This window comes from Microbacterium umsixpiens (assembly GCF_053543675.1).
Window position 1 is genome coordinate 2,203 of record NZ_JBLVOH010000209.1, and the last position, 14,408, is coordinate 16,610.

13 protein-coding genes are annotated in these 14,408 nt (G+C 65.2%); 7 read left to right on the forward strand and 6 right to left on the reverse strand.

Going from position 1 to position 14,408, the window contains the following annotated elements; translation table 11 throughout:
- Positions 1-23: 23 nt before the first annotated feature.
- The 4 genes from ACNPM4_RS17975 to ACNPM4_RS17990 all read right to left on the reverse strand — a co-directional run bounded on the left by ACNPM4_RS17975 (position 24) and on the right by ACNPM4_RS17990 (position 3,138).
- Positions 24-551, reverse strand: coding sequence for a DsbA family protein (locus tag ACNPM4_RS17975; RefSeq protein ID WP_448986593.1), 528 nt, complete (start codon positions 549-551; stop codon positions 24-26).
- A 12-nt stretch (positions 552-563) separates the two neighbouring features.
- The gene (locus tag ACNPM4_RS17980; protein WP_448986594.1) at positions 564-1,034 is read right to left on the reverse strand and encodes a redoxin domain-containing protein; all 471 of its coding nucleotides are present in this window, start codon (positions 1,032-1,034) and stop codon (positions 564-566) included.
- A gap of 77 nt (positions 1,035-1,111) precedes the next feature.
- Positions 1,112-1,879: an FUSC family protein gene (locus ACNPM4_RS17985; protein ID WP_448986595.1), complete on the reverse strand. Its 768-nt coding sequence runs from the start codon at positions 1,877-1,879 to the stop codon at positions 1,112-1,114.
- Between the two features lie 287 nt (positions 1,880-2,166).
- A complete protein-coding gene (locus ACNPM4_RS17990) occupies positions 2,167-3,138 on the reverse strand; it encodes a Dyp-type peroxidase (protein ID WP_448986596.1) in 972 nt (323 codons plus the stop codon).
- A gap of 192 nt (positions 3,139-3,330) precedes the next feature.
- Here ACNPM4_RS17990 and ACNPM4_RS17995 point away from each other — a divergent pair, with 192 nt between their 5' ends.
- Positions 3,331-3,714 (forward strand): nuclear transport factor 2 family protein, encoded by a 384-nt coding sequence (locus ACNPM4_RS17995; RefSeq protein WP_448986597.1) that lies wholly within the window; start codon positions 3,331-3,333, stop codon positions 3,712-3,714.
- Here the strand turns inward: ACNPM4_RS17995 and ACNPM4_RS18000 are convergent.
- A complete protein-coding gene (locus ACNPM4_RS18000) occupies positions 3,705-6,584 on the reverse strand; it encodes a helix-turn-helix transcriptional regulator (RefSeq protein WP_448986598.1) in 2,880 nt (959 codons plus the stop codon). The two genes, ACNPM4_RS17995 and ACNPM4_RS18000, sit on opposite strands and share 10 nt — an antisense overlap.
- 253 nt (positions 6,585-6,837) lie before the next feature.
- On the opposite strand from ACNPM4_RS18000, the gene ACNPM4_RS18005 reads away from it, so the two are divergent.
- The 5 genes from ACNPM4_RS18005 to ACNPM4_RS18025 all read left to right on the forward strand — a co-directional run bounded on the left by ACNPM4_RS18005 (position 6,838) and on the right by ACNPM4_RS18025 (position 12,595).
- A complete protein-coding gene (locus ACNPM4_RS18005; protein ID WP_448986599.1) occupies positions 6,838-8,004 on the forward strand; it encodes a helix-turn-helix domain-containing protein in 1,167 nt (388 codons plus the stop codon).
- 35 nt (positions 8,005-8,039) lie between these two features.
- Positions 8,040-8,876: an alpha/beta fold hydrolase gene (locus ACNPM4_RS18010; protein ID WP_448986600.1), complete on the forward strand. Its 837-nt coding sequence runs from the start codon at positions 8,040-8,042 to the stop codon at positions 8,874-8,876.
- A gap of 82 nt (positions 8,877-8,958) precedes the next feature.
- On the forward strand, positions 8,959-9,675 hold the full coding sequence (locus tag ACNPM4_RS18015; RefSeq protein WP_448986601.1) for an alpha/beta fold hydrolase: 717 nt from the start codon (positions 8,959-8,961) through the stop codon (positions 9,673-9,675).
- 23 nt (positions 9,676-9,698) lie between these two features.
- Complete coding sequence (locus ACNPM4_RS18020; RefSeq protein WP_448986602.1) at positions 9,699-11,396, forward strand: MFS transporter; 1,698 nt, start codon at positions 9,699-9,701, stop codon at positions 11,394-11,396.
- A 68-nt stretch (positions 11,397-11,464) separates the two neighbouring features.
- Entirely contained in the window at positions 11,465-12,595 is a 1,131-nt protein-coding gene (locus ACNPM4_RS18025) for an FAD binding domain-containing protein (protein WP_448986603.1), read from the forward strand.
- Here ACNPM4_RS18025 and ACNPM4_RS18030 read toward each other — a convergent pair.
- Positions 12,584-12,961 (reverse strand): DUF488 domain-containing protein, encoded by a 378-nt coding sequence (locus ACNPM4_RS18030; protein ID WP_448986604.1) that lies wholly within the window; start codon positions 12,959-12,961, stop codon positions 12,584-12,586. The genes ACNPM4_RS18025 and ACNPM4_RS18030 overlap by 12 nt on opposite strands.
- Before the next feature lie 277 nt (positions 12,962-13,238).
- Here ACNPM4_RS18030 and ACNPM4_RS18035 point away from each other — a divergent pair, with 277 nt between their 5' ends.
- Complete coding sequence (locus ACNPM4_RS18035; protein WP_448986628.1) at positions 13,239-14,075, forward strand: alpha/beta fold hydrolase; 837 nt, start codon at positions 13,239-13,241, stop codon at positions 14,073-14,075.
- The last annotated feature ends 333 nt before the right edge of the window (positions 14,076-14,408 follow it).

Below are 14,408 nucleotides of genomic sequence, written 5' to 3' on the forward strand. Positions count from 1 at the left end.
CCCCCCTTCATTGTTTTCGTGGTTCAGGCGGAACGGCGGATCGCATCCGCCAGCGCTTCGGGGAGCCCCTCGGTTCCGCTGTCGAGGCGGTGGCCGTTCAGGAAGAACGTGGGTGTCCCGTTCACGCCGCTGCGGATCCCTCCTTCCTCGTCGGCACGAATCCGAGCGAGGTAGCGCCCTTCGGTCACAGCCGTTCGGAGCTCGTCCAGCGGTAGGCCGAAACGCTCGCAGATCGACGCATAGAGGTCGGAGCCGAGTTGCGGCTGGTGTTCGTAGAGGAGGTCGTGCGCCTCCCAGAACTTGCCGTGCTCGGCCGCGAACTCGGCGACGAATGCCGCATCGACAGCTTCGGCGTGCACCTCCGCCAGAGGGAAGTTCCGGAAGACGAAGCGCACCTGGGAACCGAAGGACGCCAGTAGATCCTTGACCACGGGGTAGGCGGCGCCGCAGTACGGGCACTGGTAGTCGCCGTACTCGACGAGGACCACCGCCGCATCCTCCGGGCCTTGGGTGTGGTCGTGCGATGAGACGGGAACGCGAAGTGAGGACATGGTCCTCTCCTTTCAGTGGTGAGTGAGAGCGTCGAGGGCGTCGAGGACACCGTCGACGCCGGGGTTGACGGCGACGGGTGCGAGGTAGCTCCAGGCGATGACGCCGGCGGAGTCGATGACGAAGAGGGCTCTGCGGGCTTCTCCGACGGTGTCGTCGTACGCGCCGAAAAGTCGCGCGATGGCGCCTTTGGGTTCGAAGTCGCTGAGCAGTGGGAAGTGCAGCGAATGGGCCGAGGTGAACGCTTCGTGCGACCACACGTTGTCGACGGACACGGCGACGACCTGCGCCCCGCGTGCGCGGATCAGCGGCAGCGCCTCGTTGATGACGGAGAGCTGGTCGCCGCAGACGGGACTCCAGTCGGCGGGATAGAAGGCGAGCACTACCGGGCTACCGAGGAGCTCGTCTGAGTTCAGCGATTGGTCGGCGGTCACACGAAGAGCGAAGCGCGGTGCGCGTTCTCCGGCTTGCAGGATCTCTGGCATGGTCGGCCCCTTCTGTGGCTTCCTCTCACTCTGCTGGCGCCGAACCGAACTTCCGTAGGCCGAGCGTTCGAAGGTCATCAGACATGTGTCGAGCCGACGGCGCTTCGACGGCGTTCGACTACGACGGCCGCGAGGAGAACGAGTGCCGCAATGCCCGCACCGGCGAGAGTGTCCACCACGCGTTCGTCTGCGACCGCACCGATGGACTGCCCTGCCGCGGAGGCGAGGAGCACCGCGATCGGAGTGACCGCAGCGAGAGCCCAGGTCAGGTTTCGATGCAGCAGGAGTTCGAAGACGAAGATCAGTCCGGCTGCCCACGCGACCCGGGCAAACCCCTGAGGCTCAATGACCGCGAGGACGATGACCAGCAGGATGGCGAGCCCTGTGCCGATGAGTCTTTGCACGCCCCGGAGGATCGCGGAATGCACGTCCGCATCTTTCTGCAGGATCCCGAGGCACGCCAGCATCACCCACGCCGCGTGATGCAGGCCGAGGAACGCGCTGACCGGTACTGCGAGGATGGCGGCCGCGGCGATGCGAACGATGACCACGCGAACGGATGCGGGAACCGCGAAGTGCCAGCGGGTGCGTCGTGCAAAGATCTTCTGGTCGCTGGCTCGTACCGTCGGCACCACCAACGGCACCACCACGACGAGATAGCCGACAAGCGCACCTCCGGCGAGGGAGGTGACAACCTCGAGATAGCTCATACCCGCCCCGCCGGCAGATGCTGGTGCGACGAGCTGGCCGGCGGAGCCTGTGATGAGGACAAGGAACAACGCACCTGGCGGTCCGACCGAGAGAGCCTGCGCGAGGAACGACCCACCGATGGCAATGACGGCCATGGCTAAGAGGCTGGGAATGAGCGCTGTGCCTAGCGCAGCACCGATACTTGCGGCCGCCAGAAGAGCGGCAGCGATGACCGGCAGCGCGACAGCACGTTCTCTGCGTGACCGGTCCGGGAGATGCAGCACGATGAGGGCGCCGATGGATGCGACCGATCCCCAGCGCGGTTCATCGACGAGCACGCCGAGAAGGGGCGGAACAGTGATGGCGGCCGCCGCTTGCACCGCACCCGGCCACTGACGTGTTGCCGACCGGAGGGCGAACAGCTGCCGCCACAGAGCTGTGCTCACTCAGCGCCGAGCGCGTCGAGCTCCGCGGCGGACGGCGCGAAGAATACCGAACCGGTGAGGGCGGTCGAGAAGTCCAGCAGTCGGTCGTGCATCCCCGCCGGCTCTCCGATGAACATCCGCTCGAGCATCTGTTGGATCACCCACAGGTCGCGGCTGTAGCCGAGGAAGTACGTCCCGAACTCATCCGCGCCCGGGCTGCCGAACGGCATGTTGTCGCGGATGATGTCGTGCTCGACGCCCTGCTCGTCTTCGATGGTGGCCAAAGACTTGTGTGACTGCTGACCTACGGGGGCGTCATCCAGCTCGATGCCGTCCACCTTGGTGCGGCCGAGGATCCGCTCCTGCGTGTCGACGGGGAGGGCATCCCAGGACGCCATCGCGTGGACGTACTTTTGGGTGACGACGTAGGTGCCTCCGGCGTGCGCGGGATCCTCGTCGCCGACCAGAACGGCGTCATCAACCGCAGGACCGACCGGGTTCGCCGTGCCATCAACGAAGCCGAGCAGGTCGCGACGGTCGAAAGACCGGAACCCGACGGTCTCATCAATGACGTGCACCGCGTCGCCGAGGTAGCCAAGCAGCCTCTTCTCGAAGAAGAAGCAGACGTCGGCGCGCTCGGCCCTGATGTGGAAGAGCAGATCCCCGGCCGTCGCGGGCGCCGTATGCACCGCACCGACGACCGGCGTGAAGGGGCGAAGCTGGGCGGGAGGAGCACTCCGCACGAGCGACGCCCAGACACCGCTGCCGATACCGACGGTACAGGTCAATGCCGCGTCTGGAAATCGGAACGTGATGGCCTTCATCGAATCGGAGAGATCGGCGAGGACATCACGGACGGTGTCGATGCCGTCCGGCGCTATGGTCACGACCAGGAAGACCGCGTTCGCAGTGAGTGGGGCACCGGGTGCCTGTGTCGGCCCCGCCTCAGCACTGTTCATCGCCAGCCTGCTCTCTCTCCCGGTGGTCATCCGCTCCATCCTGACGGCGGGCGGGGCTGTCCTCTTCCGACACGTGACGAGAGTGCGTGCGACGGTCGGTGCCCGCGTCCGAGAGCGGTGTGAACCCTGCACGAACTGTCCATAGGGGACTGAACGGACGTCGGAAGATCGCGGTCTCCACCCGTCCTACCGTGAGTGCCACACGACCTGAACGGAGACACCATGGACGCCATCGGCCGCGAGGCACATACCGGGATCCAACAACTCGAGCGAGAACTCATCGTTCGCGACTTCGTCGCACTGCTGAATGACCGAGCACACGCCGAGCTGTACCCGTTCCTCACCGAGGACGTGCTCTACCGACCGTCCGCGAGCAAGAGCGTGTTCGGTCGCTCAGCTGTCACTCGCATGATTGCGGATGTCCACGACAGCTTCGACCACTGGACGACTGACCTGACGTCGGTGGCCGTCTGCGGTGACATGGTGCTGACCGAGCAGCGTCTGCATCTGCGTCTACCCGGCACGTCGACGGTCGAGGTCATGGGGTTCGCGAGCTTCCGTCTGGAAGGCGCGCAGATCAGTGCATGGAACCAGATTCACGCATGAGCGGTGACTGGTTTCGCGTCGTGCGCCTCTGATGCCATTCGGGTCGTGCGCCTCTGATGCCATTCGCGTAGCGCTTTGCGGGAGTTCACTCCCGACTTCGCGTAGATGTGGCGTATGTGGGATACGACAGTGTGGGGCGACATGAACAGCGCATCCGCTATCTGCTGAGTCGTCGCGCCGCTGGCGACGCGCTCAAGAACTTGCTGCTCACGCGGTGAGAGCATCTGCGGGTTCCCCTGAGCGTTTGCACGACGCCGTACCCCGCGTCGCCGAAGAGATTGCAGCACACGGTTGACGTCGCGGTGCGCACCGGCGGCCTCGTAGATCGTGAGAGCCTCGTCCAGCGCCAGCACAGCTCGACCGGTATCTGACTCCGCGGCACCGAAGAATTCGAGGACAAGGCCGAGGATGAGCGGTCGGTCCAGCTGCCGAAACGTGTCGGCTGCCCCCGACAGCATGCGTGCGTCGCGGATATGGCAGCCTTCAGCTGCCTGCAGAATAGCTCGGCAGTATGCACTGGTTGGATTGTGGTCGTACCGAATACGAGCTCGCGAGATGACCTCTCGTGCGAGTTCCTCGTCATCGGAACGGATCGCGACCTCCATCAGGAGCAGATCGTCTGCGAAGTCCGAGGGGGTCGTCATCGCGGGAATCGGATCGTGGAGCGACTCCCGCGCCAGCGCGCTATGCGCCACCGCGTCATCCACGCTCCCGTCGTTCAGGGCTCGAAGGACCAGCATCCACTGTCCTGCCCGCACCACACCTCCACCGGACGCGAGAGCTTCGACGATGGGCTCGGACTGTTGGCGGAGAGTCGTGTCGCCGATTCGGAGGGCGATTCGGAACAACACGATGCCAGCGGTCGCGTTGGCGAAGTCGCCGAGTCCGAGTTCATCGGCAAGAGCGAGTACCGCCTCCGCCTGCAGCCTCGCCTCCTCCAACCGGCCGAGGTCATGCAGGACGCGGGCGCGAACCATCATCCAATAGGCTTCGGCGACGGCCGCCTTCGACGCGAGCGCGGAGCGGAGCCCCTCATCGACGAGCTGAAGCGCATATTCGGCGTCGCCCATGGAGTTGTGGAGGAACGCGTCCCACAGCCCTTCCGGCACCCACCGCGCCACGTCCAGGCCAGCCAGAGTCGCACGCTCCGACGCTGCCTGCATGAGTGCCACCGCGTCGTCGAAGCGGTTGCTGTTGAACGCGTACACGGACTCGGTCGCGTCGACCGTCGCCAACGCCTCGTGGTCGACATTAGGGTCAGCGACCTCCCGCGCGAGCGCCAGGGTGCGTGTCAGCTCGACGAAATCCGCCTTGTTTGCGCAGTTCAGCGCTCTCACGGCGAGCAGATCGGCGCGCGTCGAACGTTCGATGCCCGCCAGCGCGAGCGCTTCATCGCACGTCGCGATGGCCTGGTCGAAAGAAGCCTCGGTCTGGCGGCGGGCAGCGCCGAGAAGGACACGAGCTCGGGACTCCGGTGACAGGTACGGTGCGAGTGCCCGGGTCGCGTCATCGGCCGCGTCATGCCGCCCGTCCGCCCAAAGGTACGGCAGAAGGTCGGTGCTGTCTTCCGCCAAAGCGGGGATGTTGTTCGACAGGCGCAGAGCCGCTGCCGCGAGATCCGCGGCCTGGGAGGTATCGGAAGCGGCCAACTGCTGCGCCGCGTCGCGGATCAGAGCGAACGACTGCTGGTCGCCAGGTTCAGCAGCCTCGACAAGTGCTGCGGCGACGGCGGACGCCGGTTCGCCGGACGCGAGACGAAGCTGTGCGACTTCGCGCAGCATCGCTCTGCGGACAGACGTGGGGATCGTCGCTTCGACCGCTTCTCGGACGGTGTCGTGCACAAACGCGAGCGTCGACCCATCCTCGACGAGGAAGTCAGCCCCTAGTAGCTCCCGTACCACGGACATCGAGGCGACCGCCGTGGCTCCGGTCGCGCGTAAGACGTCAGATAGCTGAAACCGTCGACCGAACAGGCTGGCAACCTGAGCGAATGTTAGAGCGTCCTCAGACAGATGGGCGACTCGCTGCCGCGATGCCGCGCCGAACCGGGCGGGCACAGCGGCGCCTATGGCGTCGACGACTCCGTCATCAGCCTTGAGAAGTTCCTCTTCTTGCAGACCCCGGAGCAGTTCGACGACGAGAAGAGGGATGTGCGAGGTGCGCTCAAGGGCGGCCTCGACCTTTGGCCCGAGGGTCGCGCCGGCGAGGTCCGTGGCGATCTCGAGCGCAGCATGAGCGGTCACGGGTTCGAGGTCGATGACCGACCCGGTTCGTTCGACGTACTCCGCGGCTCGCGCGTGCGCTGATTTGTACTGACCTGAGCGGCTGGCCAGCACCCAGGCGATCGGCTGATCCCCAAGGGCGGCCGCTGACCGCAGAAGGATCCCTACAGATGCAGCATCCAACCATTGCAGATCGTCGATGACGACGACAGCAGCGCCCGTCGTCGCGGCTGCGGCTTCCAGCTTGTCGGTCAGGAGTCGGGTGATCCAGTACTGCGGCTCCCCGGTAGTCAGAACCTGACGAACGTCGTCTTCGGTCGCCATGGGTGGAGTGCCGCGGAGCATCGCTTCAGTCAACGCGCCGTGTGGAACCGCGCCCGAGTCAACATCGGGAGTGACAGTGAGGGTGGACCAGCCTCGTCGTTCCGCGGACGCGAGCACTTCAGCCAGTAGGCGGGTCTTTCCCATGCCCGCGCGACCGCGGATGAGCGTGGGCGTGGGGGCGCCGGTGAGAGAGCGCTCAATGGACGCGATGAGGGACGAGGTGATGTCGTCGCGTCCGCGGAGCGGCGTGCTGGCCGCCGTCGTGGAACCGGCAAGGAAGGCGCGGTCTGACGCAACGGCGAAGCCGGAGTGTCGGTCGTGCATCCCCCCATTATTCCTGAGCGAACGTTGCGCAGTCGCTTCGAGGTGATGTGGAGATATCGGAGAGGGGATGTGAACGCTCTCAACCGTTCGTACCGTTGGATCTGCCTCCGCATCCTGGGTGGTACAAAATTGGGCCGCATTGCCGCCGGTCGAACGTTCCTATGTTGAGACCGAGGGCGCGAGTGTGGCCGGAGAGAGGAATCATGATGCATCGTCTGAGCGCTTGTGGCGACGTAGTGGGGATCGGAGGCGTATGAGCCTGCAGACACTCGTGGACGACCTTGCGGAAGACCTTGGCCGTTCGGTGGTCATCAATGATGCGCAGTACCGCCCCATGGTTTCCAGTGCGCAGGGTGAAGAGATCGACGAGTTGCGTGCACGTGGGCTCCTCGGACGCGCGACGCCGCCGCGCGAGCGCGCGTATCTGGAGAGCATCCATCTGTCCTCCGCCCGGCGGCCGCAGACGGTGAACCTCGAGCAGTTCGGCGCGCACGAACGTCTGGCCGTTCCGATTCGAGCTAACGAAACGCTGCTTGGGTTCATGTGGTTGATCACAGGTGGGCTTCCGCCGCTGACGTCCTCGCAGTTCCGAGCAGTCGACGCGGCGGTGGACATCGCTCGTGACTATCTCGCGGCCGAGCAGCACGAGACACCGGGACGATCTACGCGCGAGATGGTGATCCGTAATCTTCTCGCCGCAGATCCTGTTGCCAGACGAGACGCGCTCAGCACTGCCGTCCGCTCTCACGGCGTATCTCGTAACCCGGCCACAATCGTCCGGGCCGTGTCCGTCGGGCATGACACATCGGTCGTCCAGCGCGCCTCACTCGGGCGGGCCCTGGAGAGCGTGGCGAAAGCCACTCTCATGTTCATGGGAGAAATCGGAGCTGCCCTGCTGTTCCTGGAGCGCTCACAAGAGAATGCGCGAACGGATGACCTCATCGCAGCGGAGGCGGCGCGCGCCGGGGTGCTCTTGCGGGCAATCGGTTCAGCCCACCTCTCGGAGACGGACATCGATGTGCGACCAGTCGCTGACCGAGCAGTCGCAACAGCTGCAGTCGCTGAACTCCTTCCGGAACTCGGCAAGAGCCTGCGCGCTGAAGACGTCGGCCCCTGGTTGCTCATCGCGGATGTCGTCTCAGACCCGAACCGGCTGCAGTGGTACTCACCAGCCGCGTACACCCTGATCCACGACGCGGATCCCCTGCGTCGCCAGACCATCGAGACCCTCCTCGACCACGCCCACCAGATCAAAGTCGTGTGCGAGGAGCTGCACATCCACCGCACGACGCTCTATTACCGATTGGAAAACATGCCCCAAGTGGTGAAAGACGCGATGGACGACGGGATGAAGCGCAGCGCCCTGCACCTCGGCTTGAAACTCGCCTCGTACTGGGAGAACGCAGGTCACATCCAATGAACGCACGAAACCGGCAAGTCCAGACCAGCGACGGTGTGACCCTGGAACTGCACGACACGGGCGGAAACGGCATCCCGATCCTGATGCTGCATGGGTGGTCGCAATCGCAGGAGATGTTCCGACACCAGCGTGAGGGCCTCGGGGACCGCCGCGTAATCACCTACGACATGCGTGGGCACGGAAGGTCCGAGAAGCCCGTGCGAGGTCACCGCATCGCCCGTCTTGCCGCCGATCTCCGAGACATCCTGGACGACCTCGGCATTCAAACCGTCGACCTCCTCGGCTGGTCGATGGGAGTCTCCGTCATCTGGTCCTACCTTGAGCTCTTCGGAGATAACAGTGTTCGAAGCCTCGTGCTGGTGGACCAGCCGGCCGCGGTCGTCGCGCAACCGTGGATGAGCGCGCAAGAGCAGCAGTCCGCTGGTTGCATCCTGCCCGCAGAAGGTCTGGGCGCTCTAGCCAACGCCATCGCCGACGAAGCCGAAGGGGAAGCAACGGCACGCGCGTTCGTACGGAGCATGTTCACCGGGCCCGTGGACGAGGACCTGTGGACGTTCGTCGCGTCAGAGGTCGCTCAGACGCCGCCTCGCGTTGCCTCTCCACTGCTGTTCGACCACGGCGCACAGGACTGGCGAGAACTGCTTCCCACCATCACCGCGCCCACCCTCGTGCTGGGTTGTGACGGCAGTCACGTCTCCCCAGAATCCCAGCGCTACGTCGCGTCGCGGATCCCCGGAGCGCTCGTACACATCTTCCCGAAAGAAGTGGCCAGCTCTCACTTCCCGTTCCTCGAGAATCCGGAGGCGTTCAACGACGTCGTCCGAGTGTTCCTCGACGCGAACGCAGTTTCCGACACCCGTCCAGTCAAGTAACGACAACGCGTAGGAGCGGGGGCGCGGCCCACGCTCCTAGCGTTGGACTCGACAGGAGATCTCGGGGACTAAGGGAGTGAATATGCGTGAGAAGCCGACCGTCGTGATGGTGCACGGTGCGTTCTCTGATGGGGCGAGCTGGTCGCCGGTGGCGATGCGGGTGATGGGAGCAGGGATCGAGGTACGTGTTCCCGCCGTCTCGAACCGCAGCCTCGCGGCGGACGCGGCGTATGTGCGGTCGTTCGTCGAAAGCATCGACGGTCCCGTTCTCCTCGTCGGCCACTCATACGGCGCGACCGTCGCCTCCGTCGCGGGCACCGCAGACAACGTTCGCGGGCTCGTGTTCGTCGCCGGCTTCGTGCTCGACGAGAACGAAAGCTCAAACGAGGTTCGCCAGCGTTTCCCCGCAACGAACGCAGCGAACTTCTTCGACTACCGCCCCTACGCCACGGGCGAAGGTGCGACCCGACGCGAGGTATCTATCGCCATCGACGAGTTCCCGTTCCTGGCCGCCCTCGGCGTTCCCGCCGACGAGGCCGCCGTTCTCGCCGTCACCCAGCGCCCGCTGGATGCTGCGGTACTCAACGAACCGGCCACGCACGCCGCCTGGCGCTCTCGCCCCACTTGGGGCATTGTCGCCACCCTCGACCACATCGTGAACCCTGACCTCGTGCGTTTCGGGCTCGAGCGTGCGGGAGCGCGCGAGGTGCGGGAGCTTCCCGGGCCGCACCTCATCATGCATACCCATCCCGCGGACGTGGCGCGGCTCATTCTCGACGCCGCAGACGCGGTCACCTAAGTCGCAGATTCTGAGAAGCCACCATGACCACCGCTCCGCATCTGACGCGCGCCGCATCACGCCGCGAAGCGAGCCGTCGACGGGGACGCCCGCTCGCGCCACTCGGAGTGCCTGCCTTCAGGCTATTGTGGACAGCTGGCCTCGTCAGCAACATCGGCACCTGGATGCAGACCATCGGCGCGCAGTGGCAACTCGTGGCCGATGGGAGTTCGCCGGGCCTCGTGTCTCTCGTGCAGACGGCATCGGCGGCACCGGTCCTCCTCCTCGCGTTGCCTGCTGGGGTCATCGGAGAGTTCTTGAATAGGCGTTCAGTCATGGTTGTCACGCAAACCGTGCAGCTGTTGGCCTCTCTCGCGCTGGTGACCTTGTCCGCCGCAGGCGATCTGCCGGCGAGTACCCTTCTGACGCTGACCTTCCTCCTGGGAGCGGCGGCAGCGGTCCAGATGCCAGCGGCGCAGTCAGTGATCTCAGACGTCGTCCCTCGTGCGCAGGTGTCGGACGCCGCGTCGCTGTCGTCCATCAGCGTGAACGTCGCGCGGGCGGTGGGGCCGGCGGCGGCCGGCATCGTCATCGCCCAGCTCGGGATCACGGCAGTCTTCGTGGCGAACGCGCTCTCCTTCATCGTGTATCTGGCTGCTCTGCTCCTGTGGCGGAACTACCGGGCACCGAAGACTCACCCCGAGCCGTTCCTCGATGCCACACGCGAAGGCGTCAGCTTCGTTCTTCGCTCGTCCACGGTGCGAACGCTCTTCATACGTCTTCTGATCTTCCTGATTCCAGCGAACGCACTCTGGGCGCTCCTGCCCGTCTTTGCGCAACGCACGCTCGGGCTTGGCGCCGACGGCTACGGGATGCTTCTCGGAGTGCTCGGTGCCGGCGCCGTGCTCGGGGCGGGCCTCGTCTCGCAAGGCCGGTCGTACTGGGGGACCAACGCAGTTCTGCTCGCGTCGATGGGCCTCTTCGGATTGTCGCTGTGCGTTCTGACTTTCACCGGGCAGATGTGGGCCACACTCATTGCCCTCGTCGCTGCGGGAGCGGGGTGGATCGGCGTTATCGCCACCATCAACGCCGTCGTGCAAGCCTCCCTGCCGGCAGACGTACGCACTCGCGGGCTGTCGATCTACCAACTCGTGCTCTATGGCGGCACAGCCATCGGTGCTGCCGTGAGCGGAGGCGCCGCCACGCTCATCGGCACGGACGCTGTTCTCGTCGCCTCGGGCATCGTCATCTCATGCCTCGCCATCATGCAAGTGTTCGTTCCATTCACCCGCGGCGGCACCTCCGTTCGCTCGCGTCGCCGGATGGGGCGAGAGTGGCCTCACGACGCTGGCGACGGGGAGCGCGAGACTCTGGTCTGCGTCCGCTACTCGGTTCCCAATGCTCACCAGCACGAATTCCGTGCCCTGATGCAGCTGGTGAGCACACTCCGATTCAGGCTCGGCGCGCGCTCCTGGGCGCTGTACGAAGCGCCTGACGAAAGCGGCGAACTTCTGGAGATGTACACCCTGTCGAGCTGGATAGAACACGTCGAGCTTGCACGCAAGCGGCATGACCACACCGGCACGGCCGCTCTGCAACGCGCAGTCGCGCTGTGCACCACATCGCCCTCAGCCGAGCATCGTCTCGCAGCGACATACCCCTCGAGCTCCATCACCGCACCGAAACAAGGCATCGCCCCCGCCTGGCCCGCACCTCGTCCTGCGGCGTGGGCCCGCGTCTAATCTGTAGTCCTACTCGCTCCCGACACATGTCGCAGGGGAGCCCGAGCTGCCGTCGATACCGTGACTGCATGACCAGACCAGCAACCGCCGCCCACCGCATCGCCATCGCTGGCGGATCCATCGGGGGCCTGTTCGCCGCCGCTATGCTGCATCGGGCCGGTCACGACGTCACGGTATACGAGAAGTCCGTCCACGGACTTCGTGCCAGGGGGGCCGGCCTCGTCGCACAAGATGAGGTCTTCACGGCCCTAGAAGCTGCGGGGGTTGCTCCAGGCGTGGTACCGGGTGTCACCTCCGTGGAGCGGATCAGTCTCGATCTTCGAGGCGCCATCCGCCATCGAGAGCAGGCTGAGCAGACTCAGCTCTCCTGGGATCGTCTGTACGACGGGCTGCGCGATGTCGTTCCCGAATCTCGATACGTGTTGGATTGTCCCGTCTCCGATGTACACGCGGCCGAAGCCGGAATCAGATTCCTCGCAGGCCGCGAACAACGGGACGCGGACCTGCTCATCGGCGCGGACGGAGCCCACTCACACACCCGGCGCTTCGTTACCCCAGATGCGCCCGAACCGGCGTACGTCGGGTACGCCATCTGGCGGGGGCTGATCCCCGAAGATCTCGTCCCGGCCGGAGCCGCCGACACGCTCTTCCGGCGAATGACGTTCTACACCGGACCTGGAGAGCATGCCCTCGGATATCTCGTCCCCGGTCCGGAAGGGCAAACCCGACCCGGGACCCGACGTTACAACTGGGTCTGGTACCGCTCACTAAGCGCGCTCGAGCTGTCAGAGTTGATGACGTCCGTGGGGCGTGCAACCGAGGCAACATCGCTAGCACCCGGCCAGACGCCCCCGGCCGTCGTCGCCCACCTGATGAAAGCTGCCCAACATCGTCTGCCACCTCAGTTCGCTGCTGTGGTGGGCATCGAGCAGCGGCCCTTCCTGCAAGGCGTGCTGGACTACGTCGCGCCTCGTCTCGTCAGGGACCGTGCCCTGCTTCTCGGCGATGCCGGTGCGGTGGTCCGGCCGCACACTGCAATGGGGGCGGCGAAGGCCGCAGGAGACGCGCTCGCACTGACACGCGCGCTGCGTTCGTCGAGCGTCGACAACGCTAGTGCGAGCTATGAGGAAGAGCGCCTGCCGGTCGCGAGGGCGATTGCCTGGTACGGCGTCAGACTCGGCGAAGGCCTACCGCTGTGATGCCGGATCGGCCAGTCGCATGTCGATAAACCTCTTCAGCACAACCGCGTGATTCACCATCGGATCGTGAGCGGCGTAGACCAACGTCACCACATCGTGCGTGAGGACGACGTCGACCAGATGCTCCACTGCCGTGGTGTCGGCCTCGAGCTCAGCGTCATATCGCGCAGAGAACTCGGGCATACGGGCTGCATCATGATTCCACCACGTGCGTAGCGCCGGCGACGGGGCAATCTCTTTGAACCACTCGTCAAGGGCTGCGCGTTCCTTGGAGACGCCGCGTGGCCACAGACGGTCGACCAGCATCCGATATCCGTCCTCTGCGTCTGCCGGCTCGTACGCGCGCTTGATCTGGATACTGACCATCAGAGGAGTCCTTCGGGTGAGAGATTCAACGCCGGCGGGGCGCCGAGTCCACGGTAATTGGACGTCGACCGACGCACATCCCCCGTTCCTTGAGAGGGGATCCCCTTCTCGCAGCCCTGCACGTCGGGCTGGAAGGACGTAGGAACGAGTGTAGGCAATTGTCGGAGCCGTTCCGGGAACCTGAAAGTTACGTTGAATGCAGTCGCCGCCCCACCGGGTGGCGCGATCTACCCTCCCCGTCGTGGCAGTCGCTCGACAACAACGCAAAGGACTCATCATGGGATTCATCACCACCGAAGATGGCGCAGAGATCTACTTCAAGGACTGGGGTCCCCGCGACGCCCAGCCCATCATGTTCCACCACGGCTGGCCGCTGTCGTCGGACGACTGGGACGCGCAGATGCTCTACTTCCTCGGGAAGGGCTTCCGCGTCATCGCCAGCGACCGTCGTGGCCATGGCCGTTCCTCGCAGACCAGCGTCGGGCACGACATGGACCACTACGCCAGCGACGTGAACGCGGTCGTCGAGCACCTCGATCTCCGGAACGCCATCCACATCGGGCACTCCACCGGTGGTGGGCAGGTCGCCCGCTACGTCGCGAAGTACGGGGAGCCGCAGGGCCGCGTCGCGAAAGCCGTGCTCGTATCGTCCGTTCCTCCGCTCATGGTGCAGACCGATGCAAACCCCGAGGGCACCCCGATCTCGGTCTTCGACGGCTTCCGTGAAGCGCTGGCCGCGAACCGTGCCGAGTTCTTCCAGGCGGTCGCATCCGGGCCGTTCTACGGATTCAACCGCGAAGGCGTGGAGCTCTCTGAGCCCGTGGTCGCCAACTGGTGGCGTCAGGGCATGACCGGTAGCGCGCTCGCACACTACGAGGGCATCAAGGCATTCTCAGAGACCGACCAGACTGACGACCTCAAGGCCATCACGGTGCCGGTACTCGTGCTGCAGGGCGACGACGACCAGGTCGTGCCCTACAAGGATGCGTCCGTCAAGCAGGCAGAGATCCTCAGCGACGCGACGCTCAAGATCTACGAGGGCTACCCGCACGGCATGCTCACCACGCACGCCGACGTCATCAACCCCGACATCCTCGCCTTCATCCAGGCGTAGTTTCACTCGACCGGCGAGCATCGAAGCGGCGTGTGTAGGGCTCACATACGCCGCTTCGCGCTTGCGCGCCAGCTTGCCCAGGAGCACCGGGGCGCCACGGTTGACATCGAGCCGTTGAGCCGGAGAACTGAGTCGAGATGTTCAGGTAGTTCCGCGTCGAGTAAACTCTCAAAAGAAGTGCTGTGGTCCGCAATAGCGGCCAGAGCGGCAGGGGGCCGCGAGTGGCACGCACAAGGCACGAGCAGGCAGATGGATCGGCAGAAACCGTATGATTCCGCGCCTCCTGGCCTCCGCCGGGAAGAACTGGGACTTCTGAGAAGACTCTGGTCGGCG

Bases quoted from the DNA above. Each gene is read 5' to 3' on its own strand.
- ACNPM4_RS18005 (WP_448986599.1), top strand. From the start codon at position 6,838: ATGAGCCTGCAGACACTCGTGGACGACCTTGCGGAAGACCTTGGCCGT.
- ACNPM4_RS17980 (WP_448986594.1), bottom strand. From the start codon at position 1,034: ATGCCAGAGATCCTGCAAGCCGGAGAACGCGCACCGCGCTTCGCTCTT.
- ACNPM4_RS18035 (WP_448986628.1), top strand. From the start codon at position 13,239: ATGGGATTCATCACCACCGAAGATGGCGCAGAGATCTACTTCAAGGAC.
- ACNPM4_RS18025 (WP_448986603.1), top strand. From the start codon at position 11,465: ATGACCAGACCAGCAACCGCCGCCCACCGCATCGCCATCGCTGGCGGA.
- ACNPM4_RS17985 (WP_448986595.1), bottom strand. From the start codon at position 1,879: ATGGCCGTCATTGCCATCGGTGGGTCGTTCCTCGCGCAGGCTCTCTCG.
- ACNPM4_RS17995 (WP_448986597.1), top strand. From the start codon at position 3,331: ATGGACGCCATCGGCCGCGAGGCACATACCGGGATCCAACAACTCGAG.
- ACNPM4_RS18015 (WP_448986601.1), top strand. From the start codon at position 8,959: ATGCGTGAGAAGCCGACCGTCGTGATGGTGCACGGTGCGTTCTCTGAT.
- ACNPM4_RS18000 (WP_448986598.1), bottom strand. From the start codon at position 6,584: ATGCACGACCGACACTCCGGCTTCGCCGTTGCGTCAGACCGCGCCTTC.
- ACNPM4_RS18030 (WP_448986604.1), bottom strand. From the start codon at position 12,961: ATGGTCAGTATCCAGATCAAGCGCGCGTACGAGCCGGCAGACGCAGAG.
- ACNPM4_RS17990 (WP_448986596.1), bottom strand. From the start codon at position 3,138: ATGACCACCGGGAGAGAGAGCAGGCTGGCGATGAACAGTGCTGAGGCG.
- ACNPM4_RS17975 (WP_448986593.1), bottom strand. From the start codon at position 551: ATGTCCTCACTTCGCGTTCCCGTCTCATCGCACGACCACACCCAAGGC.
- ACNPM4_RS18020 (WP_448986602.1), top strand. From the start codon at position 9,699: ATGACCACCGCTCCGCATCTGACGCGCGCCGCATCACGCCGCGAAGCG.